Annotated in this window: 22 protein-coding genes and 3 tRNA genes; 11 read left to right on the forward strand and 14 right to left on the reverse strand. The window is 73.4% G+C overall.

Annotation, left to right across the window (positions count from 1 at the left end; genetic code table 11):
- Nucleotides 1–36: 36 nt before the first annotated feature.
- On the reverse strand, nucleotides 37–912 hold the full coding sequence (locus tag EV284_RS24315; RefSeq protein ID WP_130337693.1) for a DUF2797 domain-containing protein: 876 nt from the start codon (nucleotides 910–912) through the stop codon (nucleotides 37–39).
- 142 nt (nucleotides 913–1,054) lie between these two features.
- Entirely contained in the window at nucleotides 1,055–1,405 is a 351-nt protein-coding gene (locus EV284_RS24320; RefSeq protein ID WP_130337695.1) for an HGxxPAAW family protein, read from the reverse strand.
- 78 nt (nucleotides 1,406–1,483) lie between these two features.
- Here EV284_RS24320 and EV284_RS24325 point away from each other — a divergent pair, with 78 nt between their 5' ends.
- Nucleotides 1,484–1,966 carry a MarR family transcriptional regulator gene (locus EV284_RS24325; protein ID WP_130337697.1) on the forward strand — a complete coding sequence of 161 codons (483 nt, stop codon included), beginning with the start codon at nucleotides 1,484–1,486 and terminating at the stop codon, nucleotides 1,964–1,966.
- Between the two features lie 43 nt (nucleotides 1,967–2,009).
- Here EV284_RS24325 and EV284_RS24330 read toward each other — a convergent pair whose 3' ends face one another.
- From EV284_RS24330 to EV284_RS24350, 5 genes are all read right to left on the reverse strand, one after another.
- Nucleotides 2,010–2,438: a hypothetical protein gene (locus EV284_RS24330; RefSeq protein ID WP_130337699.1), complete on the reverse strand. Its 429-nt coding sequence runs from the start codon at nucleotides 2,436–2,438 to the stop codon at nucleotides 2,010–2,012.
- A 71-nt stretch (nucleotides 2,439–2,509) separates the two neighbouring features.
- On the reverse strand, nucleotides 2,510–2,920 hold the full coding sequence (locus EV284_RS24335) for a DUF6578 domain-containing protein (protein ID WP_130337701.1): 411 nt from the start codon (nucleotides 2,918–2,920) through the stop codon (nucleotides 2,510–2,512).
- Between the two features lie 75 nt (nucleotides 2,921–2,995).
- Entirely contained in the window at nucleotides 2,996–3,310 is a 315-nt protein-coding gene (locus tag EV284_RS24340) for a hypothetical protein (protein WP_130337703.1), read from the reverse strand.
- 94 nt (nucleotides 3,311–3,404) lie between these two features.
- Nucleotides 3,405–3,477: transfer RNA gene (locus EV284_RS24345), tRNA-Arg, on the reverse strand.
- Between the two features lie 214 nt (nucleotides 3,478–3,691).
- Nucleotides 3,692–3,782: transfer RNA gene (locus EV284_RS24350), tRNA-Ser, on the reverse strand.
- A 200-nt stretch (nucleotides 3,783–3,982) separates the two neighbouring features.
- Here EV284_RS24350 and EV284_RS24355 point away from each other — a divergent pair.
- Nucleotides 3,983–4,444, forward strand: a complete 462-nt coding sequence (locus EV284_RS24355; protein WP_130337705.1) for an SSI family serine proteinase inhibitor — start codon at nucleotides 3,983–3,985, stop codon at nucleotides 4,442–4,444.
- A 299-nt stretch (nucleotides 4,445–4,743) separates the two neighbouring features.
- A complete protein-coding gene (locus EV284_RS24360; protein WP_130337707.1) occupies nucleotides 4,744–9,000 on the forward strand; it encodes a PAS domain-containing protein in 4,257 nt (1,418 codons plus the stop codon).
- Nucleotides 9,001–9,051: 51 nt separating this feature from the next.
- Here EV284_RS24360 and EV284_RS24365 read toward each other — a convergent pair whose 3' ends face one another.
- Nucleotides 9,052–10,704 carry a long-chain fatty acid--CoA ligase gene (locus EV284_RS24365; protein ID WP_207229124.1) on the reverse strand — a complete coding sequence of 551 codons (1,653 nt, stop codon included), beginning with the start codon at nucleotides 10,702–10,704 and terminating at the stop codon, nucleotides 9,052–9,054.
- 136 nt (nucleotides 10,705–10,840) lie between these two features.
- A complete protein-coding gene (locus EV284_RS24370) occupies nucleotides 10,841–11,431 on the reverse strand; it encodes a SigE family RNA polymerase sigma factor (protein ID WP_130337709.1) in 591 nt (196 codons plus the stop codon).
- A gap of 579 nt (nucleotides 11,432–12,010) precedes the next feature.
- Here EV284_RS24370 and EV284_RS24375 point away from each other — a divergent pair.
- From EV284_RS24375 to EV284_RS24385, 3 genes are all read left to right on the forward strand, one after another.
- The gene (locus EV284_RS24375) at nucleotides 12,011–12,868 is read left to right on the forward strand and encodes a bifunctional DNA primase/polymerase (RefSeq protein ID WP_130337711.1); all 858 of its coding nucleotides are present in this window, start codon (nucleotides 12,011–12,013) and stop codon (nucleotides 12,866–12,868) included.
- 65 nt (nucleotides 12,869–12,933) lie between these two features.
- Nucleotides 12,934–13,320: a VOC family protein gene (locus tag EV284_RS24380; protein WP_165425651.1), complete on the forward strand. Its 387-nt coding sequence runs from the start codon at nucleotides 12,934–12,936 to the stop codon at nucleotides 13,318–13,320.
- Nucleotides 13,317–14,141 (forward strand): phosphotransferase, encoded by an 825-nt coding sequence (locus EV284_RS24385; RefSeq protein WP_130337715.1) that lies wholly within the window; start codon nucleotides 13,317–13,319, stop codon nucleotides 14,139–14,141. Before EV284_RS24380 ends, EV284_RS24385 begins: the two co-directional genes overlap by 4 nt.
- Before the next feature lie 70 nt (nucleotides 14,142–14,211).
- On the opposite strand, the gene EV284_RS24390 is transcribed toward EV284_RS24385, so the two are convergent.
- Nucleotides 14,212–14,298 (reverse strand) — tRNA-Ser (locus EV284_RS24390).
- 69 nt (nucleotides 14,299–14,367) lie between these two features.
- Nucleotides 14,368–15,789 (reverse strand): trypsin-like peptidase domain-containing protein, encoded by a 1,422-nt coding sequence (locus tag EV284_RS24395; RefSeq protein WP_130337717.1) that lies wholly within the window; start codon nucleotides 15,787–15,789, stop codon nucleotides 14,368–14,370.
- A 411-nt stretch (nucleotides 15,790–16,200) separates the two neighbouring features.
- Between EV284_RS24395 and EV284_RS24405 the strand changes: the two genes are divergently transcribed.
- The 3 genes from EV284_RS24405 (at nucleotide 16,201) to EV284_RS24415 (ending at nucleotide 18,830) form a co-directional block, all read left to right on the forward strand.
- Nucleotides 16,201–17,019, forward strand: coding sequence for a glycerophosphodiester phosphodiesterase (locus EV284_RS24405; RefSeq protein ID WP_130337719.1), 819 nt, complete (start codon nucleotides 16,201–16,203; stop codon nucleotides 17,017–17,019).
- Between the two features lie 59 nt (nucleotides 17,020–17,078).
- On the forward strand, nucleotides 17,079–17,720 hold the full coding sequence (locus EV284_RS24410) for an ATP-binding protein (RefSeq protein WP_130337721.1): 642 nt from the start codon (nucleotides 17,079–17,081) through the stop codon (nucleotides 17,718–17,720).
- Nucleotides 17,721–17,858: 138 nt separating this feature from the next.
- Nucleotides 17,859–18,830 (forward strand): DUF5926 family protein, encoded by a 972-nt coding sequence (locus EV284_RS24415; protein WP_130337723.1) that lies wholly within the window; start codon nucleotides 17,859–17,861, stop codon nucleotides 18,828–18,830.
- Nucleotides 18,831–19,062: 232 nt separating this feature from the next.
- Here the strand turns inward: EV284_RS24415 and EV284_RS24420 are convergent, their stop codons facing one another.
- On the reverse strand, nucleotides 19,063–19,587 hold the full coding sequence (locus EV284_RS24420; protein WP_130337725.1) for a hypothetical protein: 525 nt from the start codon (nucleotides 19,585–19,587) through the stop codon (nucleotides 19,063–19,065).
- Nucleotides 19,588–19,642: 55 nt separating this feature from the next.
- A complete protein-coding gene (locus tag EV284_RS24425) occupies nucleotides 19,643–20,308 on the reverse strand; it encodes a bifunctional DNA primase/polymerase (protein WP_130337727.1) in 666 nt (221 codons plus the stop codon).
- 504 nt (nucleotides 20,309–20,812) lie between these two features.
- Between EV284_RS24425 and EV284_RS24430 the strand changes: the two genes are divergently transcribed.
- Entirely contained in the window at nucleotides 20,813–22,303 is a 1,491-nt protein-coding gene (locus EV284_RS24430) for a PP2C family protein-serine/threonine phosphatase (RefSeq protein ID WP_130337729.1), read from the forward strand.
- Between the two features lie 127 nt (nucleotides 22,304–22,430).
- Nucleotides 22,431–23,897 carry an aminopeptidase P family protein gene (locus EV284_RS24435; RefSeq protein ID WP_130337731.1) on the forward strand — a complete coding sequence of 489 codons (1,467 nt, stop codon included), beginning with the start codon at nucleotides 22,431–22,433 and terminating at the stop codon, nucleotides 23,895–23,897.
- Nucleotides 23,898–23,948: 51 nt separating this feature from the next.
- On the opposite strand, the gene EV284_RS24440 is transcribed toward EV284_RS24435, so the two are convergent.
- Nucleotides 23,949–24,398 (reverse strand): ATP-binding protein, encoded by a 450-nt coding sequence (locus tag EV284_RS24440; protein ID WP_130337733.1) that lies wholly within the window; start codon nucleotides 24,396–24,398, stop codon nucleotides 23,949–23,951.
- Between the last annotated feature and the right edge of the window lie 67 nt (nucleotides 24,399–24,465).

A 24,465-nucleotide genomic window follows, 5' to 3' on the forward strand; every position in this document is an offset into this window, starting at 1 on the left:
CGCCAGTCTGTGATTTCGCTGAGAAAGGAGTGAGAGTCAGAAGAGCCCGTCCTGACGCGCGGCGAAGTCCTTTACGGGCAGCGAGATTTCGTCAACCTGCTGAGCCCGGGTCAGCTCCCAGCCGGGGAGCAGACGGGTGTCGAGCACGAGTACGCCTGCGGGTCCGCCCGTGTCCAGGTGCAGGTCGGGTCCGGCGGCGGCGACGAGTTCACCGGCCACGTGTCCTCCGGCGACCAGCTCGGTCACCGCGCCGGTGGCGGGCTCCGCGTGCTGGAGATGGAAGGCGGCCAGGTGGTCCGTGACCTGGCACGACTCCCGTACGACGGACTCCGGCCAGTTCCCGAGGGAGACGGCCCGCGCGTGCAGCTCCCGCACCTGTGCCGCCCGCTCCTCGGCTCCGGCCGGCAGGGCGGCGCGTACGGTGCGCTTCCGGGCGTACGGAATCCGGTCGGGGACGCCGAGGGCGGCCCGCAGCAGCTCCTCGGTGCGCCGGGCGGCCATCAGCGGGCCGGTGCCGAGCCAGCTGAAGCAGACAGCACCCTGCTCCAGCAGCCGTGCCGGCCCGCGTTCCACGGCGGTGATGCCGACCTTGACCATGCCGGGGCCGAACCAGGCGAGGTAGACGCGGTACGGACGGGGGTCGTCGGCGATCGTGTCGGCGGCCACGGAGTGCGCGCGGTCCAGGCGGGCGCAGTCGTCACAGCGGGCGCCGGTGCTGCGCGCGGGGACGGGGGCGGCGGTGGGGCACGCGTTCCCCCGCGCGCCGACGCAGCGCCGCACGGTCTCCGCCCGTACGCCGAAGGCGACCCGCTTCCCCCACGTCAGCGCGCTGCGCCGGCCGCCGGACCAGACCAGCTCCGGCCCTTCGGGGGACCAGCGCAGTCCCGTACACGTCCACATCTGTGCCGCCATCACTCGTGAGGGTAGGAGATGCCACCGACAGCGCCCCGCCGGCGGAACCGCTGGGCCCGTACCCGAGGGGCTCACGGACGTCCACGGTGCGGAACCAGTGCGAGGGTCCCGATCAGCGACTACGGGCTGTGCGGGGGAACGTTCACTCGGCAGGAGACAGAGGTACCGGTTCGGCACGGGTGGCCACGGGCGCCGAGGCGGGACGACGCCCCGCCAGCGCACAGCCCACGCATCCCGGGTGCCCACCGCGGGCCTGCGTGTCCCGCGTCCGCATCCCCCACTCCTCCCGCGGCCGGACGCCCGGCGGCTTCCCCCACCCGCTGAGATGCAGCGCCCAGGTGACCAGCACGCTGACCGCGACGAGCACCCCGCCGCCCACGAGAGCCGCACTGGACCCGGTGCACACTCCCGCGCCCACGACACCACTGCCGAGGGTGGCAATGGCGCACCCGGTCCACCCGGCGATCGTGTGACCCTCGTCGTACAGACTCATGGAACGGCCTCCTACATATCTCTCACGTTCTAAGAGATTTACCTCTCGAATATCTCACAAACTAAGGAAACAAGGAAGATGGACGGCAAGTCCCGCCCGCCCGCGACCCCCGCGCAGGCGCTGACCGCGATGGACGACCTCATCGCCGCGCACCTGATCGGCCAGCAGGAGATGGCCCGGCGGCTGAACCTGACCGTCACGGACCTCACCTGCTTCGGCTACGTCCTCCAGGCGGGCCCCGACCTCCTGACCGCCGGCGACCTCGCGTCCCGCATCCAGGTCACGACGGGCGCGGTGACCGGCATCCTGAACCGCCTGGAACGCGCCGGCTTCGTCACCCGCCGCCCGGACCCCACGGACCGCCGCAGGGTCCGAGTGGCGGCGGTCCCTTCGGCGGTCGCCCGCGTGGAGGCGGCCTACGGCCCCCACTACGCCCGTCTGATGACCCTGTTCGCGGACTACACCCCGGCCGAACTGGCGGTCATCACCGACTGGTTCACCCGGGCGACGGCACTGGCCCACGAGTCCCGAGTGGAACTGTCGGCGGAGAAGTCCGACTGACCTCTCGGAGCAGTCGTCCGGAAGGCGGCATGGGGTCGGCGTTTCAGCGGGGGCCATGCCGTGGTGGCCGGAGCAGAGCCCAGATGGCGACCACGCCCAGATGACGGCTCACTCGGTCCCTGAGCCGTTGGACCGTGGAGCGGCGCAGGGAGCACAGCCATACGTAACCGCTCAGGGAAACGCAGAGACAACACCAGCTCTGCCACCAGAAGTCCCACGCCGACGGCTGCCGTTCAACGCACCAGTGGAGTGCGCAGACGGCAGAGGTGGCCAGCGCGAACGCAACCGAGCCGGCCTTGAGCACCTGTCCGCGAGCCGCCCAGCGGGAGGCGAGGATGCCGGACGGCACCTGGATGAGCACATGGAGCACCAGGGTCCAGGCGAACAGACCGAACACCTGGCCGTAGGTCATCGGGGACACGGCCGGAACCCAGCCCAGAGCGACGAACAGCAGGGCGCCGCTCAGATGCATGGCCGCGACGTTCAGCAGTACGAGCCACGCACCGGTCTGCCGAGGTTCCCTGCTCCCCCGAGGAAGCGGCCTCACGTGACGGCGTCCTCCGGCAGACCGGTGACGCGCCGGGCGGTCACCAGGTAGCCCGCGAAGGACACGTCCGGCCGGGGCCGGGCCCATCCGTCCGCCCTGCCGACAGGAACCAGGACGGTCGTGTCCCGGACGGGAACGTGCAGCCGGTCCGTGGCGCCTGCGGGTATCTCGTAACGGCAGTGCACCTCATCGATCGACAGCACCTCCACCGAGGCGGCCGCACACTCCCCCGCCCCGCCGTGATGCTCCTCGCGGAAGCCGATCCCCTCCGCGCGCTTCTCCCCGACGACGTCTGCGTAGTCCTCCGGATCGGCCTCGATCAGCGTCCACGAGACGACGTCCCCGACAGCGAAGTCCTCGCCGCAGCACTGCATTTGCCAGTCATCGACCCAGACAGTCAGCATCACGACGCCATTGTCTGCCGCAGGAGCCGGGGCCCGCCAGGGACTTCTCACGCCGGTGCAGCTCACCGCCGCGGACGGTCACCTCTGAGCTGACAGGTTCCGGACGTGGGCCTCGCGGCGCAGTCGGCGCTCGTAGTCGGCGATCTGGCGGGCCACAGGGGTGCAGGTGGGCAGACCGATCAGTCGCTCGTTCTCACGGTCGACCAGGATGGGGCCGTTACCCCCCAGCGGAGGGCGCTGCCCGCGCCGACCGTCCCGGACCGCGCCCCAGTAGAAGATCCAACCGAAGGGCAGTGCCTCCACCCGCTGGATCTCGAGGTCGTACTCCAGGCGGCGCCGTACGGCGTCGATCTCTGCTAGCACCAGTCGGCGCGCGTCCTCTTCGGTCAGCATCGGCCCATGCTGACACCGACCCGACGGATTCGCCCAGCCTCACTTCTCACCGCAAACGCAAGAGGCCCCGGATTTCTCCGGGGCCTCTTTACTGTGCACTCGGCAGGATTCGAACCTGCAACCTTCTGATCCGTAGTCAGATGCTCTATCCGTTAAGCTACGAGTGCTTGTTCTTTTGTTTTTGTCTCCGTTTCCCTGGCCTTTCGGCCCGTCCCGGCGACAGGAAGAACATTACATGACTGCCGCCGTCATGTGAAATCCGTTCCCCGCACCCTGCCTGACCTGCGGAAACGTCGAAACCTAGATCGAACACAGGGGGCTCTCGACGAGCCCGGCAACGCCGAAGCCCCGGTCCAGATGGACCGGGGCTTCGGATCAGGGCGGAGGCGGAGGGATTTGAACCCTCGATGGGCTTTAAGACCCAAACCGCATTAGCAGTGCGGCGCCATAGACCGGACTAGGCGACGCCTCCAGCACAACCAGTCCCGCGAGCGCGCGAATGGTGCGTGCAGATGATGACACAGGCAAGCGCCATGTCACCAATCGCCCCCCACGGTACTAGGCACCCGGCCCGCAGGGCAAAGGGCTTTTCCCGGCGAGGCGCGCGCCGCTTCGGCGGGCGGTGTCGCAGGTGGGGCGCAACGTCCGGCGGGGGTGCGCGTTGGGGTGGGTATGAGTGCTCTCCCGCGGCGCGGCATCGCGTCCTTCGCCGTCTCCCTCCTCTGCGGCCTCGCCGCCGGCCCGGCCTACGCGGCCCCCCTCCTCCCCCCGCCCCCGCTCCCCGACGACCGCACCGGCGACCACCTCACCCTCGTCGTCCAGGGCGCCGGCCCCGGCCGGGACGGTGTGCGGCAGCTCTTCTGCCATCCCGAGGGTGGTGATCATCCCGACCCCGCCGCCGCCTGTCGCGTGCTCGACGAGAACACCCGCTGGGGTCAGGACACCTTCGCCCCCGTCCCCCCGGACGGCATCTGCACGATGATCGACGGCGGACCCGCCACCGCCCATGTCACCGGGTACTGGGCCGGCCGCCCCGTGGACGCCGACTTCAGCCGGCGCAACGGGTGCGAGATCGCCCGCTGGGACCGGCTGGTGCCGTTCCTGCCGGGTGCCGGGGCGGAGAAATCCCCGTAAAGGTCCCGCGAAGGTCTCGGGGAGTGGTCGGGCGGCCGGGGAGGGCCGGTGACGGGGGCCGGAGGGAGGGGGCGACAGCGGGCCGGGGCGCATGTCAGGGGCAAGTCGCGTACCCCGGAAGGCGACCCGTGGCGGGATGCGGGCATATGTTCGGCGTCACTTCGTCGTGGTACCTCCCTCCCATCCGGCGCCGTGCGCGCGGGCGGAGCCCTTAGACTCCCTCGCGTGACACCCCGCGGGCCGCTTGGCAAGATGGCCCGAGCGGTCGGCAAGGTGCGGTGACAGGGAGGAAGCGTCTCGTGAGCAGCAGGCCATCCCGAGGCGCTGCTCGCCTCGCAGCCATACTCGACGCCCTGCCCGACGCGTTGCTCCTGGTCAACGCCAACGGCACGGTCGTCAACGCCAACACCATCGCCCTCGAGGCGTTCGAGGCACCCGGTACGGCGCTCGTGGGGCGGGGCCTGCTCGATCTGCTGCCGCAGTTCGACTCCAAGCTGATCCCCGGCTCGATGCGCCGCCCCGACCACATGGACCCGGCCGGCCGCACCAAGCCGACGCGGATGGTGGCCCGGCGCACCGACGGCACCGAGTTCCCGGTCGAGGTCACCAGCGCCAACCTGGAGAACCCCCAGCAGGCGTACGACGGTTCGTCCTACACCGGCGACGAGCTGCTGATGCTCGTCGTGCGGGACCTCTCCGGCACCGTCGACACCGAGGCCGAACTCGCCCGTTCGCAGCGGCAGACCGAGATGATCCTGCGCGCCGCCTCCGAGGGCGTCGTCGGCACGGACACCGACGGCCGGATCGTGCTGGTCAATCCCGCCGCCGCGCAGATCCTCGGCTACCGCGCCGGTGAGCTGGGCGGCCGCGAGCTGCACACCCTCGTCCTGCACTCCCGCGCCGACGGCTCCCCCTTCCCGTACGACGAGTCGCCGCTCGCCGACACCCTGCGCTCCGGGCGCAAGCACCGGGTGCGCGGGCAGGTGCTGTGGTCCAAGAGCGGGGACGAGGTCTCCGTCGACCTCACCACCGCCCCGGTGCGCGACGGCGACCAGCTCGTCGGCGCCGTCATGACCTTCACCGACCGGCGTCCCTACCAGTCCCTCGCCGACGAGAAGGAGGCGCTGGAGAAGGCGCACGCCGAGGAGCTGGAGCGGCTCGCCGAGGAGCACGCCGCCGACCTCACCGCGCTGCGCCACAAGCACGCCACCGAGGTCGAGGAGCTGACCGAGCGCGGCGCCGCCGAGCTGACCGGGCTGCGCGAGAAGCTCCAGGAGGAACTGGCCGCGGGCGAGGAGCGCTACGCCGCCCTCGGCGAGCGCGAGAAGGACCGGTACGACGCCCTAGCCGCGCGGTACGAGCAGCTGCTCACCCTCCTCGCCTCCTCCCTGCGCGGCCCGCTGGACGAGCTGCGCCGCGAACTGGCCGCCCTCGCCGCCGACGACGCGGGCCAGCTCTGGCCCGAGGCCAACCAGGTGCTGCACCACCTGTCGGCCGGGTACGCCCGCATCACCGCCCTCATCGACAACGTCCTCGGCTACCAGCGCCTGGACTCCGGCACCGAGGACATCGCTCGTACCAAGGTGATGCTGGACGCGGTCGTCGCGGCCGGTGTCGACGGTGCCGTGGAGCTGATCGGGCCGGGACGCGTGCAGTTCGCCGTGCACGCGCCGCCCATCGAGGCCGAGGTCGACCCGCAGCGGCTCGCCACGGCGCTGGCCCACCTCGTGGCGGACGTCGCGGGCGTGGACGCCACCGGCAACGCCCCTGTCTCCTCGGCCGGTTACCTGGACAACACCGTGGTGGTCGCGGCCGCGCAGCGCGGCGAGGTCGCGCGCATCGAGGTGCGCGGCCCGTACGCCGGGGGCGACCCGGTGCACGAGCCGATCGTGCGGGGCATCGTCCGGGCGCACGGAGGTGTGCTCCAGACCCATGAGGTGCCGGGCATGAGCGGGCGCGCCTATGTCCTCGAAGTACCCCTGGGCGGTGGCGCCGGTACGGTCGCCGCGCGCGTCCCGGACCCGCGCGAGGCCGTGTCGACCGGCGCCGAGGTCGCCCTCGTGGGCGACGCCGGCGAGCAGGGCGGCCGGCGGCGGGCGCGGCGGCCGTCGACCGACGCGTTCCTGGAGAGCGAGGTCGCGGGCGCCGAGGCGGCCGACGGTACGGGCACTCAGACGCCCACCGGGCGGCGCCGCAGGCGCGGTGCCCCGGCGGCCGAGGAGCTGGCCCCGGCCGCGATCGAGAGCGCGGAGGCGGCTTCCAGCGGCACCGGCCGGCGACGGGGTCGTCCCGCCGAGGTCGGGGACGGGGTCGCGGCGGAGGGCGCCGTGCTGACGGCGGCCGAGCATGCCGCCGGAACCGCCGCCTCGAATACGGGACTTGGCGGCGCGGTGCCGCCGCAGGGCGTACCGGTGCCGGCCGGGCAGCGGGCGCCGCAGGGCCCCGGTGAGCAGGCGGCGCTACCGCCCGCGCTTCCCGCGCCGAGCGCGGAGGGCGCACCGCCCGAGGACGCCCAGCCGACCGGGCGGCGCCGCCGTGCACTGGCCGCCGCCGCCGAGCGCGCGGCCGCGCAGGACACGGGGGAGCGCACGGTCTTCGCCCTGCCGCCCGCCGAGGCGGACCGGACGCCGGAGGCGGAGACGCCCGGTGTGCGGGTGGGTCCGCTGGCGGGGGCTCCGGTTCCCGGTGCGGGTACGGCCGCGGGGGCCGGGATCGCTCCGGGGATGGCGGTGAACGCCGGTCCGGCGGTCGGTCCGGTTCCGGTGCGGGGGATCGGTCAGGGCGCGGGACCGGTTCCGGCGCAGGGTGCCGCTCCCGCTCCGATGCCGGGTGGCGCCGCGGGCGTCGGTCCGGTGCCCGTGCAGGGGCTTGCTCCCGGTGCGAGGGCCGTCCCGGCGCAGGGTACGGCTCCGGTGCCGGGTACGGCTCCGGGCGTGGGCCCCGTCCCGGCACAGGGCCCCGCCCCCACCACCGGTACCGCTCCGGGCACGGCGCCCGCCGCGGCCCAGCCCCCCGCACCGGCGGCCCCGGCCCCGTCCGCCCCCGTACCGCCGCGGCTCCCCGCCGAGGGTGACCCGGCCGACGGTGGGCGGCACGACGCGGTGCCCGTGGACCAGTCCGAGGACCACACGCCGCCGCAGCCGCACCCGACCACCGCGCCCACCGGCAGGCGCCGCCGGGCCGTGGCCCAGCCGGCGCAGCAGGAGGCGGCGATCCCGGCACAGGCCGCGCCCCCCGCCCAGCCGCTCCCCGTACCGGCGCAGGCGACCGCCCCCGAGGCGGCCGCATCCGCGCAACCGCTGCCCGCCGAGGCCGCGGCCGCGCCCGCCGCCCCGGCACCCGTTCCGCAGCCGTGGCCCGATGACGAGGACGACGACACGGCGGGCGCGGGACTGCCCGGCGCCTCGTTGCCGCCGCAGTTCACGCCGCAGCCGAGGGCCGCGCAGCCCCTCCCCGCCGAGGCGCCCGACGCCACCCAGGGCCGCGCCATCAGCGTGCGCACGCTGGGCCAGGGCGTGCCGTTCGTCCGGCAGGCCGCGCAGGTGCAGCAGCCGACCGCGACCCCGCCCCCGCACGCGACCAACGGCGGCGGGCGGCGCCGCAAGCTGGGCACCCCGCCCCCGCGCCCGGAGGCGCAGCCCGAGGCGGGCGCCCGTCCGCACCCCGAGGCACCCGCGCAGTCGCGCCGGGCTCCGGGCACCGAGGGCGTGGGCCGGTCGTACGCCATAGGGGCACCGGACGCCAACGCCGCCGAGGGGCCCGAGCCGCTGGACGGTCCCGGTGGCGCGGTGGAGGTCGCGGACACCCCGCGTCCGCAGCCGATGGACGACGAGCTGCCCCCGGAGCCGCTGGACAACCCTCGCCGGCTGCTGGTGTGGCCCGCGCCGGACGTGACGACCTCGGAGGCGCTGAGCACCCGCGGCTACCGGCCGGTGGTCGTGCACTCGCGCGAGGAGGTCGACGCGCAGATCGCCGCCTTCCCCGCCGCGCTGTTCGTGGACCCGCTGACCGGCCCGATCACCCGGACCGCGCTCCAGTCGCTGCGGCAGGCGGCGGTGGCCGCCGAGGTGCCGGTGCTGGTGACGGCCGGCCTCGGCCAGGCGAGCCGCGAGGCGGCGTACGGCGCCGACCCGGCCGTCCTGCTCAAGGCGCTGGCCCCGCGCGACAGCGAGCAGCATCCGCCCCGGGTGCTGCTGATCGAGGAGCACGCGGAGATCGCGCTGGCGCTCACCGCGACGCTGGAGCGGCGCGGGATGCAGGTGGCGCGGGCCGCGAGCGACACCGACGCGGTGACGCTGGCCGGGCAGTTCCGGCCGAACCTCGTGGTGATGGACCTGATGCAGACCAAGCAGCGCCAGGCGGGGATCGTGGACTGGCTGCGCGCCAACGGGCAGCTCGACCGGACCCCGCTGGTCGTCTACACGGCGGCGGTCGAGCAGGCGGACCTGCCGAAGCTGGCGTCGGGCGAGACGGTGCTGTTCCTCGCGGAGCGGTCCACCAGCGACGAGGTGCAGGGGCGGATCGTGGACCTGCTGGCCCGGATCGGCACCAACTGACAAAGGGGCCGGGGGCGTTCACGCCCCCGGCCCACTGTCGGCGAGGAAGGCTCAGAGACGCGTGACGTCCAGCTCACCGTCCGCGTACCGCCTGCGCAGCACCTTCTTGTCGAACTTGCCGACGCTGGTCTTCGGGACCGTCTCGACGATCGTCCAGCGCTCGGGGAGCTGCCAGCGGGCGATCCCGCACTCCTCGGCGAGGAAGACCCGCAGCGCCTCGAAGCCGATGTCCGCGCCCTCCTTCAACACCACGGTGGCCAGGGGGCGTTCGTCCCACTTCTCGTCCGGCACGGCGACCACGGCGGCCTCGGCGACGTCCGGGTGGGCCATCAGGGCGTTCTCCAGCGCGACCGAGGAGATCCACTCGCCGCCCGACTTGATGACGTCCTTGGCGCGGTCGGTCAGGGTGAGGTAGCCGTCCGGGGAGATGGTGCCGACGTCGCCGGTCTTCAGCCAGCCGTCCGCGCTGAACTTGTCGTCGGGACGCAGGGGTTCGGCGCCGGGGCCGTTGTAGTAGGCGCCCGCGATCCAGGGGCCGCGCACCTCCAGCTCGCCCGCCGACTCGCCGTCCCAGGGCAGGCGTTCGCCGCCGGGGCCGGTGAGGCGGGCCTCGACGGAGGTGGGGAAGCGGCCCTGGGTGAGCCGGTAGGCGAACTCCTTGTCGGTGCCGACCGCGTGGGCGGGCGGCCGGGCGACCGTGCCGAGCGGGGAGGTCTCCGTCATGCCCCAGGCGTGGCAGACCCGCATGCCGAGCGCGTCGAACGCCTCCATCAGGGAGGGCGGACAGGCCGCGCCGCCGATGGTGACCTGGACGAGGGAGGAGACGTCTCGGGGGTTGGCACCGAGTTCGGCGAGCAGGCCCTGCCAGATGGTGGGTACGGCGGCCGCGTGCGTCGGGCGCTCGGCCGCGATCATCTCGGCGAGCGGCGCCGGCTGGAGGAACCGGTCCGGCATCAGCAGGTTGACCCCGGTCATGAACGCGGCGTCCGGCAGGCCCCAGGCGTTGACGTGGAACTGCGGGACGACCACCAGCGAGGTGTCCTGGTCGGTCAGGCCCATCGACTGGGTCATGTTGACCTGCATGGAGTGCAGATAGACCGAACGGTGGCTGTACACCACGCCCTTGGGGTCGCCGGTGGTGCCGGAGGTGTAGCACATGGCGGCGGCCCGGCGTTCGTCCAGCTCGGGCCAGTCGTACGTCTCCGGGTGGCCGGCGAGCAGTTCCTCGTACTCGTGGAGCCGGGCGGTGCCGCCCGCGAGCGGGGCGCGGTCGCCGGGGCCGGACACCACGATGTGCTCGACGGTGGGCAGCTGCGGCAGCAGGGGCGCGAGGAGCGGGATCAGCGAGCCGTTGACGATGATCACGCGGTCGGCCGCGTGGTTGATGATCCAGGCGAGCTGCTCGGCGGGCAGCCGCAGGTTGAGCGTGTGCAGCACGGCGCCCATGGACGGGATGGCGAAGTACGCCTCCACGTGCTCGGCGTTGTTCCACATCAGGGTCGCGACCCGGTCGTCGTCCCGCACTCCGAGGCCGGCCAGGGCGTGCGCGAGCTGGGCGGAGCGGGTGCCGATCCCGGCGAAGGTGCGCCGGTGCGGCTCGGCCTCGCCGGTCCAGGTGGTGATCAGAGACGACCCGTGCACCGTGGAGCCGTGGGTCAGAATCCTCGAGATCAGCAGCGGTACGTCCTGCATGGTGCTCAGCACAGCGGGCGTCCTCCCCGGCAGCGTTGCCTGTACGGAAGTAGAGTCGCGCTGATTCTGCGCACATACCGCGCGGTATGTCACTAGGGGCAGGGAAAGTCGCGCTGTGCGCTGCGCCTCGCGGCGGCGCTTTGGCTTCTCAGCGGGCGGGACCGAGTTCCGGGTCCTCGCGGAGTTTGCCGAGGGCGCGGGAGACGGCGGACTTCACGGTGCCGACCGAGACCCCGAGCAGCTCGGCGGTCTGGACCTCGCTGAGGTCCTCGTAGTAGCGCAGGACGACCATCGCCCGCTGGCGCGCGGGCAGGCGCAGGATCGCCCGCCACATCGCGTCGCGCAGCGCCTGCCGTTCGGCCGGGTCGTCGGCGCCGGGGCGCGGCTCGGGCTCGGGCAGCTCGTCGCAGGCGAACTCGTCCACCCGTCGTCTGCGCCACTGCGAGGTACGGGTGTTGAGCAGGGCGCGGCGCACATAGCCGTCCAGCGCCCGGTGGTCCTCGATGCGCTCCCAGGCGACATACGTCTTGGCCAGCGCGGTCTGCAGCAGGTCCTCGGCGTCGCTCGGGTTGGCGGTGAGCGAGCGGGCGGTGCGCAGCAGGGCGGGGTGGCGGGCGCGGACGTAGGAGGCGAAGGAGGGGTACAGCGACGTCGCCTCCGGGGCGAGCCGGGGGTGGGGGAGAGTCCGCCGCGCCGGTGCGGCGGCGGCCGAGGCGCTGGTGCAGACGGGTGCGGTCATGTCTCCACGCTAGGAGCGGGTACGGCGCCGGGGATCGGCCGGAGGTCCCGAAGCCGGGTCCGCCTCAGGTTGTAGGGGTGGGGTGCGCCGGACCTCCTGAAGGTGGAGTGGACCTCCACCCGGCCTGCGGGTTGTCCCGGAGGGGTCGCCGGGGGCGGAGCGCGGTACGCGTACGGGCCGGGCGGGGCCGGGCGTACGACAGCGGCGCGGCGGGCACCGAAGTGCCGGCCGCGCCGCTGTCATGACCCCGAAGCACACCCCGGCGGAGTCCCTCCCCAGGGACCCCGCCCCCGGCTCACCGGAGAGGTCCGCGGTGACTGCTGTCCATCTCTTCCTCCAGACCCGACTACGGCTTGAGTCAGGAAGGCCGGCCGACCGTCCCGACCCGTCCTCTCTCTGCGGCGTCGCACCGGAGTACTGCCCGCCCGGATCGGCCCCAATCTCCTCAAGGGGCATGGTTCCCACGCAAGCGTGATGACAAGTCGATAAACCCCCATCGCCACACTTCTTCGCCCTGTGCCGCAGACCGGACATCCCGGCCCACTTCCCCTACTCGAATGTGCGTACGACCATGGAGTCATGGCCACCTCCGACCGGCGGGCCACGCCGCCGGCCCTCGCCCACGCGCTGTCGGCCGCCGAGCGCGGGCTGGCCGTCATCCCGCTGTCCCGGCAGAAGCTCCCGGCACTGCGTTCCCCGCATCACGCCGACCCCGCGCACCCGCCCTGCCACGGCGAGTGCGGACGGCTCGGGCACGGGGTGCACGACGCCTCCGCCGACCCCGCGCGCGTGCGCGCCCTGTTCGCCGCCGCGCCCTGGGCCACCGGGTACGGCATCGCCTGCGGGCTGCCCCCGCACCATCTGATCGGCGTCGACCTGGACACCAAGCCCGGCACGGACTCCCCGGCCGCGCTGCGCGCCCTCGCGGTACGGCACCGGTTCACGATCCCCGAGACGGTCGTCGTCCTCACCCCGAGCGGCGGCCGCCATCTCTGGCTCACCGGGCCGCCGGACGTGGCGGTCCCCAACTCGGCGAGCCGGCTGGCCCCCGGCATCGACATCCGGGGCGCGGGCGGCTACCTGGTCGGCCCCGGCTCCCGGGGCACCCGCGGTACGTACGCCACGGCACCGGGCACCGCCCACCTCCGCCCGGCGCCCTGTCCCCCGCCCCTGCTGCACCTCCTCCTGCCCCCGCCACCCCGGCCTTCGCGGGCGCACCCGGCGGACGGGGGCGCGGCCCTGGTCCACTTCGTCCGCACCGCGCACGAGGGCGAGCGCAACTCCCGCCTCTTCTGGGCGGCGTGCCGGGCCTGGGAACAGGGACTGGGCGCCGCGCTGGCGGGCCCGCTCCTGGACGCGGCCCTGGACACCGGCCTGCCGGAGGCGGAGGCCCGGGCCACGCTGGGGTCGGCGGCACGGCGGGCGGGGGGATCTTGAAGAAGTCCCGGCTCCGGTGGATCGTGGAACCGTCCCCGACAGCCTCTGGAGGCACAGTGCCCGCCCTGCGCGTCAAAGCGTTCGATCACCTGGTCCTCAAGGTCGCCGACGTCGAGCGCTCCCTCGGCTTCTACACCACGCTCCTCGGCCTCCAGCCGGAGAACGTCGACGAATGGCGGGCCGGCAAGGCCCCCTTCCCCTCCGTCCGCATCACCCCGGACACGATCATCGACATCGTCGAGGGCCCCCGCTCCGACTCCAACGTCGACCACTTCTGCCTCGTCGTGGACCCCCTGGACTGGGCCGAGATCATCGCCGCCGGCCACTTCACCGTCCTGGAGGGCCCGGTCCAACGCTCGGGCGCGCGGGGCGAGGCGACGTCGGTCTACGTCCAGGACCCGGACGGCAACACGATCGAGCTGCGGTGGTACCCGGAGGACAAGGGGGCGTGACGTCGGACGGGGGCGGGGTCAGGAAGGACGAGGGCGGCGCGCTGGCCGGAGGCCTGGCCAACGCGGGGGCGGTCTTCCGGCGGGGTGAGCTGGTGGAGCGTCCGGCGCCGCCCAGCGCGGGCGCCCTGCACCCCTACCTCCTGGCGCTGAGAGAACACGGCTTCGACGCCGCTCCAGTGCCCGTCGGCCTCCCCGTGGGCGGTCGTGAGCGACTGACCTTCGTCCCGGGTGACGTGGCCCTGCCGCCGTTCCCGGACCAGGTCATGACGAAGGCCGCCCTCCACTCGGTGGGGAGCCTGGTGCGGCGCCTGCACGAGGCCGGCGCGGCCGTCGCGGTCGACACCGGTGCCGGATGGCCCCGGGACCTGGCCGACCCGGCAGGGGGGACGACGCTGTGCCACAACGACGTCTGCCCGGAGAACGTCGTCTTCCGCGAGGGGCGTGCCGCCGCCCTGATCGATTTCGACATGGCGGCCCCGGGACGTCCCCTCTGGGACGTGGCCATGACCGCCCGCTACTGGGTGCCCATGCTCGATCCGGCGTCCGCGGCGGCCCTGTATCCCGCCGGCCTGGACGCACCCGCGCGGTTGCGGGTCCTTGCCGACGGCTACGGGCTTTCGGCCCGGGAGCGCGCCGAGCTGCCCGGCGTCGTCGAACAGGCCACGGAGGTCTGCCGCGCCTTCGTCACCCGCCGCGTGGCCGAGGGCGACCCCGTCTACCTCCGGGCACTGGCCGAGCATGGCGGCTGGGAGCGCTGGGACCGCGTCCGGGCCTGGCTGGCGGAGCACCGCGAGACGTTCACGGCAGCGCTGCTGAACTGACCGGCCGGGGTACGCAACACGGAAGGGGCGCCCCCCTGACGAGGGGCGCCCCTTCTGCTTCCTGCCTCTGCGGAGGCGGTGGGATTTGAACCCACGGTGACATCGCTGCCACGACGGTTTTCAAGACCGTTCCCTTAGGCCGCTCGGGCACACCTCCCTGCTTCGCCCACCTGGGGCGGAGCGGGGTACAGCGTACCGGGAGCGCGGGCCGGGCGGGGGACCTGGCTCAGCTGTCGCCGACTCGGGAGCCGAGGGTGAGGTCGACGGTGTGCTGGTCGCCGCCCCGGGTGTAGGTGACCTTGACCTTGTCGCCGGGCTTGTGGGTCCAGATCTCGCCGATCAGGGTGGGACCGCTGTCGATGACGGAGTCGTCCAGCTTGGTGATGACATCGCCCGGCTTGAGGCCGGCCTTGGCGGCGGGGCCGCCCGACTCGACCGCGTCCGCGCCGCCCGCGCCCTGGTCGGTGATCTTCGCGCCGTCGGTGGACTCCTCCAGGGAGACCGAGGCGCCGATCTTGGCGTACACCGGCTTGCCGGACTTGATGAGCTGCTGGGCGACGTACTTGGCCTGGTTGATCGGGATGGCGAAGCCGAGGCCGATCGAGCCGGACTGGCCGGAGCCGAAGCTGCCGCCGCTGGTGGACTGGATCGCGGAGTTGATGCCGATCACCGCGCCGGAGGCGTTGAGCAGCGGGCCGCCGGAGTTGCCCGGGTTGATCGACGCGTCGGTCTGCAGGGCGCTCATGTAGGACGCCTTGCTGCTGGAGCTGCCGTCACTGGAGGCCACCGGGCGGTTCTTGGCGCTGATGATGCCGGTCGTCACGGTGTTGGACAGCCCGAAGGGGGCGCCGATGGCGATCGTCTCGTCGCCCACCGCGACCTGGTCGGAGTTGCCGAGGGAGAGCGGCTTGAGATCCGAGGGCGCGTTCTTCAGCTTGATGACGGCCACGTCGTAGCCCTGGGCGTGTCCCACGACCTCGGCGGCGTACTTGCGGCCGTCCGGGAAGGTGGCGGACAGCTTGCCGCCCTCGACCGCCTCGGCGACCACGTGGTTGTTGGTGACGATGTGACCCTGGGTGTCGAAGACGAACCCGGTGCCGGTGCCGCCCTCCCCGCTGTTGCTCTCCGCCTCGATGGTCACCGTGCTGGGCAGCGCCTTGGAGGCCACGCCCGCGATGGTGCCCGGCGCCCGCTTGACCTGCGAGGCGCCGTTGTCCGCGGCGGAGACGGTGGTGGAGCCCTGGCCGTCGTTGTCCTTGGCCAGGGTGTAGCCGAGGCCGCCGCCCAGACCGCCCGCGACCAGCGCGGCCACCAGCACCGCCGCGATCAGCCCGCCGCGCCCGCCACCGGCCGGCTTCGGCGCCGGCTGCTGGTACGAGGCACCCCAGCCGCCGCCCGCGCCGCCCGCGCCCGCCTCGCCGTAACCCGGTGCGCCCGGGGGCGGCGGGGGCGGCCAGGAGCCCTCGGGGGCGCCGTAGGACTGGGTGGGGCCGGGCCCGTACGGGTGCTGCTCCGGCGGGCCGGACGGCACCGGCGGAAGCTGAGCCGTCGCACCCGCGTCACCCTGCGGGGGAGCGGGAGATGCCACCGGCACAGGAGGTGCGGACGGGGCCGGGGGTACCGCGTTGCCCTCGTTCTCGGTGCTCACAGCTCTTCTCTCCTCGATCCACGGCTGTTGTCGTCGGTCGCGCTCGGTCTTTATCGATCATGCTCGGTCGCCACCGGTCGCGCCACGTCGTACACGGGTCGCGTACGGTCGCGCTGGTCCATGGTCGGTCATGTCCGTGGCCGTGCGCACGCCCGTCACCCAAGACGCGCGGACCGGCGCGACAGGGCCGCACATGGTCCCTACCTGTTCCTGTTGTACGCACTCAGCTTTTCCCACGGGCCGTCAGGGCACCGTAAGCGGTCCCTGTGGGATCGTGGGGACCCTTTATATAAGACTTCTCGGGCATAAGTGAGATAAGTATGGCCGGGGCCCGCGCGGTGGTGTACCGCTCCCGGTCGCCTGCCCGCTCGCGCGCCCCGCACCACCCCCGGTCGGTGGCACCATGACGCGGTGACCCACGCACCACACCACACGATCCAGGTCGTCGCCCACCGTGGAGCCTCCGAGGACGCGCCCGAACACACCCTCGCCGCCTACCGCAAGGCGATCGAGGACGGCGCGGACGCCCTGGAGTGCGATGTACGGCTCACCGCCGACGGACACCTGGTCTGTGTCCACGACCGCCGGGTGAACCGCACCTCCAACGGCCGGGGCGCCGTCTCCGCCCTGGAGCTGTCCGACCTCTCGGCCCTCGACTTCGGCTCCTGGAAGGGCCGCACGGGCCGGGACGAGGAGCCCGACTGGGAGCACCGGCCCGAGGACCGCGAGGAGACCTCGGTCCTGACCCTGGAGCGCCTGCTCCAACTCGTCGCCGACGCGGGGCGCCCGGTCGAGCTGGCCATCGAGACCAAGCACCCCACCCGCTGGGCCGGCCAGGTCGAGGAGCGCCTGCTCGCCCTGCTGCGCCGGTACGGACTGCACGCCCCCGTCTCCCCCGACGTCTCCCCGGTGCGCGTGATGAGCTTCTCCGCCCGTTCCCTGCACCGGGTGCACGCCGCGGCCCCGACCCTGCCCCTGGTGCTGCTCGCCCAGTTCGCCACCCCGCGCCTGCGCGACGGACGCCTCCCCGAGGGCGTCACCGTCGCGGGCCCCTCCCTCCGCATCGCCCGCGGTCACCCGGCGTACGTACGACGGCTCAAGGAAGCCGGCCACCAGGTGCACGTGTGGACGGTGAACGAGCCCGCCGACGTGGACCTCTGCGTGGAACTCGGCGTCGACGCCATCATCACCAACCGCCCGCGCGAGGTGCTCGGCCGCCTCGGCCGCTGACCCCTCCCCCTCGGTCGAGGAGTGCTCCGGCGCGTTCGCCTCCCGCGCGGAGGTTGCGAATGCGTCGCCGGAACGAGACTGGCCGGTTTCCGGTTCAGGCCAATGGGGCATCCACACCGTGGCGTGGGGCGAAGGAGGTCTCGGGGGTGGCGTTGGTGGTGGCACAGGAAGTGCCCGCGTCGTCGAGCATGGCCGTACCTCACGGCCCTGCCGGCGTGGGGAAGGCGAGGCACCGGATGCGCGCGCAACTGCGCGGCGGCGGGGTCCCGGAACCGGTCGTGGACGACGCCGTGCTGATTCTGTCGGAGCTGCTGAGCAACGCGTACCGGCACGGACGTCCGCTGGGCGGCGCCCGGGCCGGGGACGGCGCGGTGCGCGCGGACTGGCGGATCGACCCGCGTGGACGGCTCATCGTGGAGGTCACCGACGGCGGCGGTCCGACCCGCCCCGCCCCGGCCACCCCCTCGGTCACCGCGCACGGCGGCCGGGGCCTGAGCATCATCGACGCGCTCGCCGACGACTGGGGGGTACGGGACGACGTGCCGGGCGAGGTGACGGTCTGGGTGGTGGTCCACGGGGACGTGCACGACCCCGATGCCGGCGCCCCGCTCGAATCTTTCGCTACGCGCGTCACCACCCCCGCGCCGGTCGCCGCGCTGGCCGAACTCGGCTTCACGGAGGCGTTCGAGAGCCTGGACTGAACGGGCTTCGGGGAAGCGGTGGTCGTCCACCGGCACGGCCCGCCCCCGCCCGCGCCGTCCACAGGTTCCCGTGGCGCCTGGCCCGAACGACTAGGCTCCCGCCCGTACGAGACCAGCCGTTACCGGGAGACAGCCACGATGGCCAAGAAGCGACCCCAGACCAAGGGCAGCCGCCCGCAGCCGCACGGGGCCGGGGGCGAGGTTCCGGTCGTCGGTGCCCGCGAGGCGTGCCCCTGCGGCAGCGGCCGCCGCTACAAGGCGTGCCACGGCCGCGCGGCCGCGCACTCGGTGACCGAGCTGGTGCAGCGCCCCTTCGAGGACCTGCCGGGCGAGTGCGACTGGGTGGCGCTGCGCGAGCTGGTCCCGGCGGCCACCGTCGAACTCACCCTGAAGGACGGCCTGCCCGAGGGCGTCCCCTCGGTCACGCTGGCCACGGTGCTGCCCATGGCGTGGCCCGCGCTGCGCCGCGACGACGGCTCGGTGCTGCTGGGCCTGCAGAACGACACCGCCTCCGGCGACATCAGCCGCGACCTGGCCGACACCCTCCAGCGGGCCCTGGTGGCCGAGCCGGGCACCCCGGTGGAGGGCCGCCGCGCCCCCTCCGACGCGCCCCGCCTCCAGGACCTGCTGGCCGCCGAGGGCCCCTTCGAGCCGGTCGTGCACAGCGGGTTCGAGTTCTGGGTGCCGGACGCGCAGAACGCGACGCCCGAGGTGGCCGCCTCCCTGGAGCGGGCCAACTCCGCCGCGATCCCCACGGTCAAGCTGACCGGGGTGGACGCCGCGTACTGGTGCGAGACCCCGGAGAAGAACCACCTGCGCTGGGTCATGCCGCACGAGGAGGAGCACCTGCTGGACGCGCTGGCCCGGCTGCACGCCGCGGGCACGTCCAGCCTGGGCGAGGGCACCCGTCTGGTCGGCTCGTTCCGCGCGCACGGACTGACCGTGCCGGTGTGGGACCTGCCGAGCGGGGTCGGCGCCGAGGAGATCGAGAAGCCGGCCGCCGAGTTCGCCGAGCGGCTGGCCGCGGCCCTCGCGGTGACCGAGCCGCTCACCCCGGAGGAGCGCCGGGCGCGCGGCGGCCTCACCAACCGGCAGGTCACCCTGAGCTGACCCCCGGGCAGGGCCTGGAGCAAGGGGAACGGACGGGCCCTGTCAGGAGCAGGTGACTCCTGTCACAACTCCTCGGTGTGACAAGCGAATCGGTGTCCGAATGAGCCGGACCGAATTTGCGAACCGCCGATCTCTTGTTACCGTTCCAGTAGCCCGGTTGCTGGTGCATCCCCCGTCGCCAGCAACCGGGCCTTTTCATGCCCGCGCCCGGCCAGGTCGACGGCGGAGCCGCTCAACTTCCGTTTTCATCAACGGAGTTGCTGGCGGAACGGAGCAGCAGCGGCTCCTCGGCGCCGCGCGCGAACTCGGAGACGGCCGTGTACGCGGCCCCCGCGCCCCGCGTGCGCTCGCGCGGGGTCTCACAGGTGGCGGGCGCGTCGTCCGCGCCGGTGTCACACGTCGTACGCACCGCCCGGCCGTCCGGGCCCAGCAGGCTCAGGCCGGCGTCCAGGGCGTCGCCGGTGGTGTTGCGGTAGTACACCCGTGCCCAGGTGTCGCCGCCCAACGTCAGGACACAGGTCTGCGCCTCCAGCCCTTCGGGCGAGGCGAGTTCGGGTCCGCAGCGGGTGAGAGCGGTCCGGCCCGGCGCAGCGGGCACAGAAGCCGAGGCCGTACCGCCGTCCCCGTCCGCCTCCTGTTCCGCCGACGCCCCGCCCAGCGGCAGCAGGAGCGCCGCCACGACGAGACCCGCCAGGGCGGAGGTACGGAGCGGACCGGCTCCCGGCCCGCCCGCGCGGGACCGGTGATTTCGCAGCATGGGCGGAACATAACGAGCGCGCGCGACCCGAAGGCCCCGCGCGCCCCCGACACCCCTACAACTCGGGCGCGCTCACACCCGTACGAGTGAGGGCCTCGACCACCGCGTCCACCACGGCCTCCACGTCGGGCAGCCACGGGGAGGCGGAGCCGGGCAGCGGGGCGCGCTCCCAGTGGACCTCGCCCTGACCGGTGGTGGAGGGCGGGAGGGCGAGGTAGCCGCCCTCGCCGTGGAAACGGAGCGAGCCGGGGACGAAGTCCTTGGCGTACAGCAGTTCGCCGAGCTGCTCCATGGAGTAGGGCTTCACGAGGATCGCCCAGCGGTGCGGGCCCGCGACGACCGGGCCGAGCCGCATGCCGCGCCGGTCCAGCAGCGCCAGCGCGCGGGCGCCGGCCGCCGCGGGGAGGCTGACGGCGCAGGGGGCCTGGCCGCCGGTGGCGAGGACGATCGGCGCGTCCGGCCGGCTGGTCCACCACCAACGCACCATGCGGGCGTCGGTGGTAGCCGCCAGCAGATCGGGGTCACCGGGGTGGGCGCCGGGCACCGTGCAGGCCGGGTCGGGGCAGGAGCAGCCGGCCGGACCCCGCGCATCCGGGGCGGTGCCCGGCAGTACGGGCCACCGCCACGTCACCGCGAAGGTCGTGGCCGCGTCGATCAGCGCCGGGCCGTCGTCGCCCCGCCGGGGCGGAAGGCCGCTTCGGCTTCCGAGGATCTCGCGCATGAGCGCTCGTTCCTTTCCGTTGCACCGCTGGCAACACCGTGGACATCACAACATGTGTGGATCACTTCACTGTGCGTACCTGTTGGCGCATCACGCCCCCGCGTACGGCGGGGGAACCCCCAGGGATGGAACAACGGCCGCGTCCGACGTGCGGTTCTTCAGACGTGCCGGTTCTTCAGGAGCACGGACACGGCACGGGGGTGGCGAAGTCTGGCGTTTTGCCGTCGCGCGTGTTTCTCTCCGCCTCCGCCACGGGAGGATGGGGCTCGGTCGTCGGTGGTTATGACGTCCGGGTCCTTCGCCAGGTTCCGGGCGGCCTGTGGCCACCCCTGGGCTTCTCTCGAGTACGTACCCCGCACGACCGTGGTGACGCTCCGTCGAGCAGGGCCAGTCGACCGCAATGACGCTCCACCCGAGGCAGTTTCCAGCCAACTTGCCAGTAGGGCAAGGGGTTCCGGGAGATCCCTCCCGCACCCCACCAACACCAGGAATCCCCGCAGGACAATGCTGGACATCCCCTCACGAGTGCGTGTACATGTGGAGACACTGCTGGCGGCGCAGAATCACATGGGGGTTTGCGATGCTTTTCAGCAAGACGCACCGGTCCGAGAGCCGGACGCCATGAACGCCCCTCACCCTCCGAAAGTGGCCGGAATCGATCCCACGGTTCCCACTCCCGCCCACACTGTCGCGCCCGCACCCCCCGCCCCGGAAGCCGGTCCCGCACCGGACGCCCCGGGAGGCACACCGCCCCCCGTCGCCGTCCCGGAGGCCCCCGGCAGCCTGCTCCAGGACCGGCTGGCCGGCTGGGTCTCCGACCTCACCACCCTCCATGAGCTGACCGAACGGATGTGCCGAACATCCGCCCTGCCAGCCGCACTTGAGGAACTGCTGCGCGCCGGTGCCGCCCTGGTGGGCGCCCGGCGCGGTCTCGTCGTGCTGGAACCCGGCGACGGGCTCGGCCCCCGCACCACCGTCGGCCTCGGCCTCGGCCGCGCCGATCTCGGCCATATCGAGACCGTCCCGCGCGAGGCGTTGCTGACCGGTACCGCCGACCTCCTCGCCGAGCCCGGCCTCGACCCCCGCCACCGCGAGGTCGCCGCCCGCCTCGGCTACGCCGCCAGCCACGCCCTCCCGCTGGCCGCCGAACGCACCCACCTCGGCGCCGCCGTCTGGCTCTACGACGAACCGGCCGCCCCCGACGAACACCACAGACATCTCGTCGCGCTCTACCTCCGCCAGGCCACCGAGCACCTCGCCCTGCTGCTGGAGGTGGAGCGCGCCCGGCTGAACACCGCGGCCCTCACCGAGGAACTGCTCCCCTCCCGGCTCCCCCGCGTCCCCGGTGTCCAGCTCGCCGTCCGGCATCGCACCGGCCCGCGCGGCGGCGACTGGTACGACGCGCTGCCGCTGCCCGACGCCGCCCTCGGCCTCTCCGTCGGCTCCGTCACCGGCAGCGGGCCGGGCGCCGTCGCCGCGACGGGCCGGCTCCGCGCCTCCCTGCGGGCCTACGCCGTGATGGAGGGCGAGGACCCGGTCGCCGTCCTCTCCGACCTGGAGCTCCTGCTCAGGCTGACCGAGCCCGCCCGCTCGGCCACCGCCCTGTTCGCCTACTGCGAGCCCGCCGTGCGCCGGGTCACCCTGGCCGGTGCCGGGCACAGCCCGCCGCTGCTGACCGGGGAGCGCCGCACCGAGTACGTCGAGACCTCCCTGTCCGCCCCGCTCGGCATGCTCGCCTGCTGGGAGGCGCCCAGCGTGGAGTTCGGCGTCCAGCCCGGAGAGACGGTTCTCCTCTACACCGACGGGCTGCTCCGCCGTACCGGCGAGGCCATGGACCGGGCCTTCGCCCGGCTGCACGCGGCCGCGGCCGGCGTGCCGCGCGTCCTGCGCGCCGACCCCGGCGCCGTCGCCGATCACGTCCTCGCCACCCTGCTGCCGGAGGAGGACACCGCCGGCGACGAGGACGTGGTGCTCCTGGCGGCCCGCTTCGACTGAGCGGAGACAGGCCCGACCGGTCCGGTTTCGGTACGAACGTACGATGATGGAGGCACCCTCGCTCGGGCGTGGACGCGAGCGCCGCGTGCCCCCGGGGGGAGACCACACGCCGTACCGAGGAGGATCAGTGTCCGACGAGCTCAACCCGGCCGTTAACGACGAGGCCACCGAGGCCGAGGAGCCCATCAAGCAGCGCAAGAACGGCCTCTACCCCGGTGTCTCCGACGAGCTGGCGGAGAACATGCGCTCCGGCTGGGCCGACACCGAGCTGCGTGACCTGGAGCCGATCCCGCAGGCCGCCGACACCGCGCGCCGCCGCGCCGCGCTGTCCGCCCGCTTCCCCGGCGAGCGCCTGGTGATCCCGGCGGGCAACCTGAAGACCCGCTCGAACGACACCGAGTACGCCTTCCGCGCCGCCACCGAGTACGCCTACCTCACCGGCGACCAGACCGAGGACGGCGTCCTGGTCCTGGAGCCCACCGCCGACGGCCACCGCGCCACCGTCTACCTGCTGCCGCGTTCCGACCGCGAGAACGGCGAGTTCTGGCTCTCCGGCCAGGGCGAGCTGTGGGTCGGCCGCCGCCACTCGCTGACCGAGTCCGAGGCGCTCTACGGCATCCCGGCCGCCGACGTGCGCGAGCTGGCCGACGCGCTGCGCGAGGCCACCGGCCCGGTGCGCGTGGTGCGCGGTCACGACGCCGCGATCGAGGCGGCTCTGACCGACAAGGTCACCGCCGAGCGCGACGAGGAGCTGCGCGTCTTCCTCTCCGAGGCCCGCCTGGTCAAGGACGAGTTCGAGATCGGCGAGCTGCAGAAGGCCGTCGACTCCACCGTGCGCGGCTTCGAGGACGTGGTGAAGGTCCTCGACAAGGCCGAGGCCACCTCGGAGCGCTACATCGAGGGCACCTTCTTCCTCCGCGCGCGCGTGGAGGGCAACGACATCGGCTACGGCTCCATCTGCGCCTCCGGCCCGCACGCCTGCACCCTGCACTGGGTGCGCAACGACGGCCCGGTCCGCTCCGGCGACCTGCTGCTGCTGGACGCCGGCGTGGAGACCCACACCCTCTACACCGCCGACGTCACCCGCACCCTCCCCGTCGACGGCACCTACACCGACCTCCAGCGCAAGATCTACGACGCGGTGTACGAGGCCCAGGAGGCCGGCATCGCGGCGGTGCGGCCCGGCGCCAAGTTCCGCGACTTCCACGACGCCGCGCAGCGCGTGCTCACCGAGAAGCTGGTCGAGTGGGGCCTGGTCGAGGGCCCGGTCGAGCGCGTCCTGGAGCTGGGCCTGCAGCGCCGCTGGACCCTGCACGGCACCGGTCACATGCTCGGCATGGACGTCCACGACTGCGCGGTCGCCCGCACCGAGGCCTACGTCGACGGCACGCTGGAGCCCGGCATGGTCCTCACCGTCGAGCCCGGCCTGTACTTCCAGGCCGACGACCTGACGGTGCCGGAGGAGTACCGGGGCATCGGCGTCCGGATCGAGGACGACATCCTCGTCACCGCCGAGGGCAACCGGAACCTGTCGGCGGGGCTGCCGCGCCGCTCCGACGAGGTCGAGGCGTGGATGGCGTCGCTCAAGGGCTGACGACACGGCGAAGGCCGGGCGCCGGTGCCCGGCCCGCTGGTGAAGGACCCCTCACGCCGTGAGCAGTGAGGGGTCCTTCTTCCACTTCAGGATCTTGTCGAAGCTGACCACGGTGCCCGTGCGCCCCGGCCGGGCGCCGATGTGGACGTGGTCGGCGAGCTCCCTGATCAGACACAGGCCCCGGCCGTCCTCGGCGTCCACGCGGGCCATCCGGATGCCCAGGGCCGGGGCGGACGCGACACCGGGGCCGGAGTCGGCCACCTCGATGCGGCACTTCTCGCCGTCCAGATAGGCCGTCACCCGGTACGCCTCCGCATGCTCCCCGTGCGCGGTCCCGCCGTGCTCGACGGCGTTGGCGCACGCCTCGGTGAGGGCCACGGAGATGTCGTAGGAGACGTCGGGGTCGACGCCGGCCGTCTCCATGGTGCCGATCAGCAGCCGCCGGGCGAGCGGGACGCTCGCGGCATCGCGGCGCAGATGGAGTGACCACCAGATGCTCATGCTCCAGCCTCCTGGCCGCGGCTCGACATACCGTTACCTATTGCCGCGCGCGAGCGCCCGTAAGCCC

The organism is Streptomyces sp. BK022 (assembly GCF_004217355.1).
Taxonomy (GTDB): Bacteria; Actinomycetota; Actinomycetes; order Streptomycetales; family Streptomycetaceae; genus Streptomyces; species Streptomyces griseoluteus.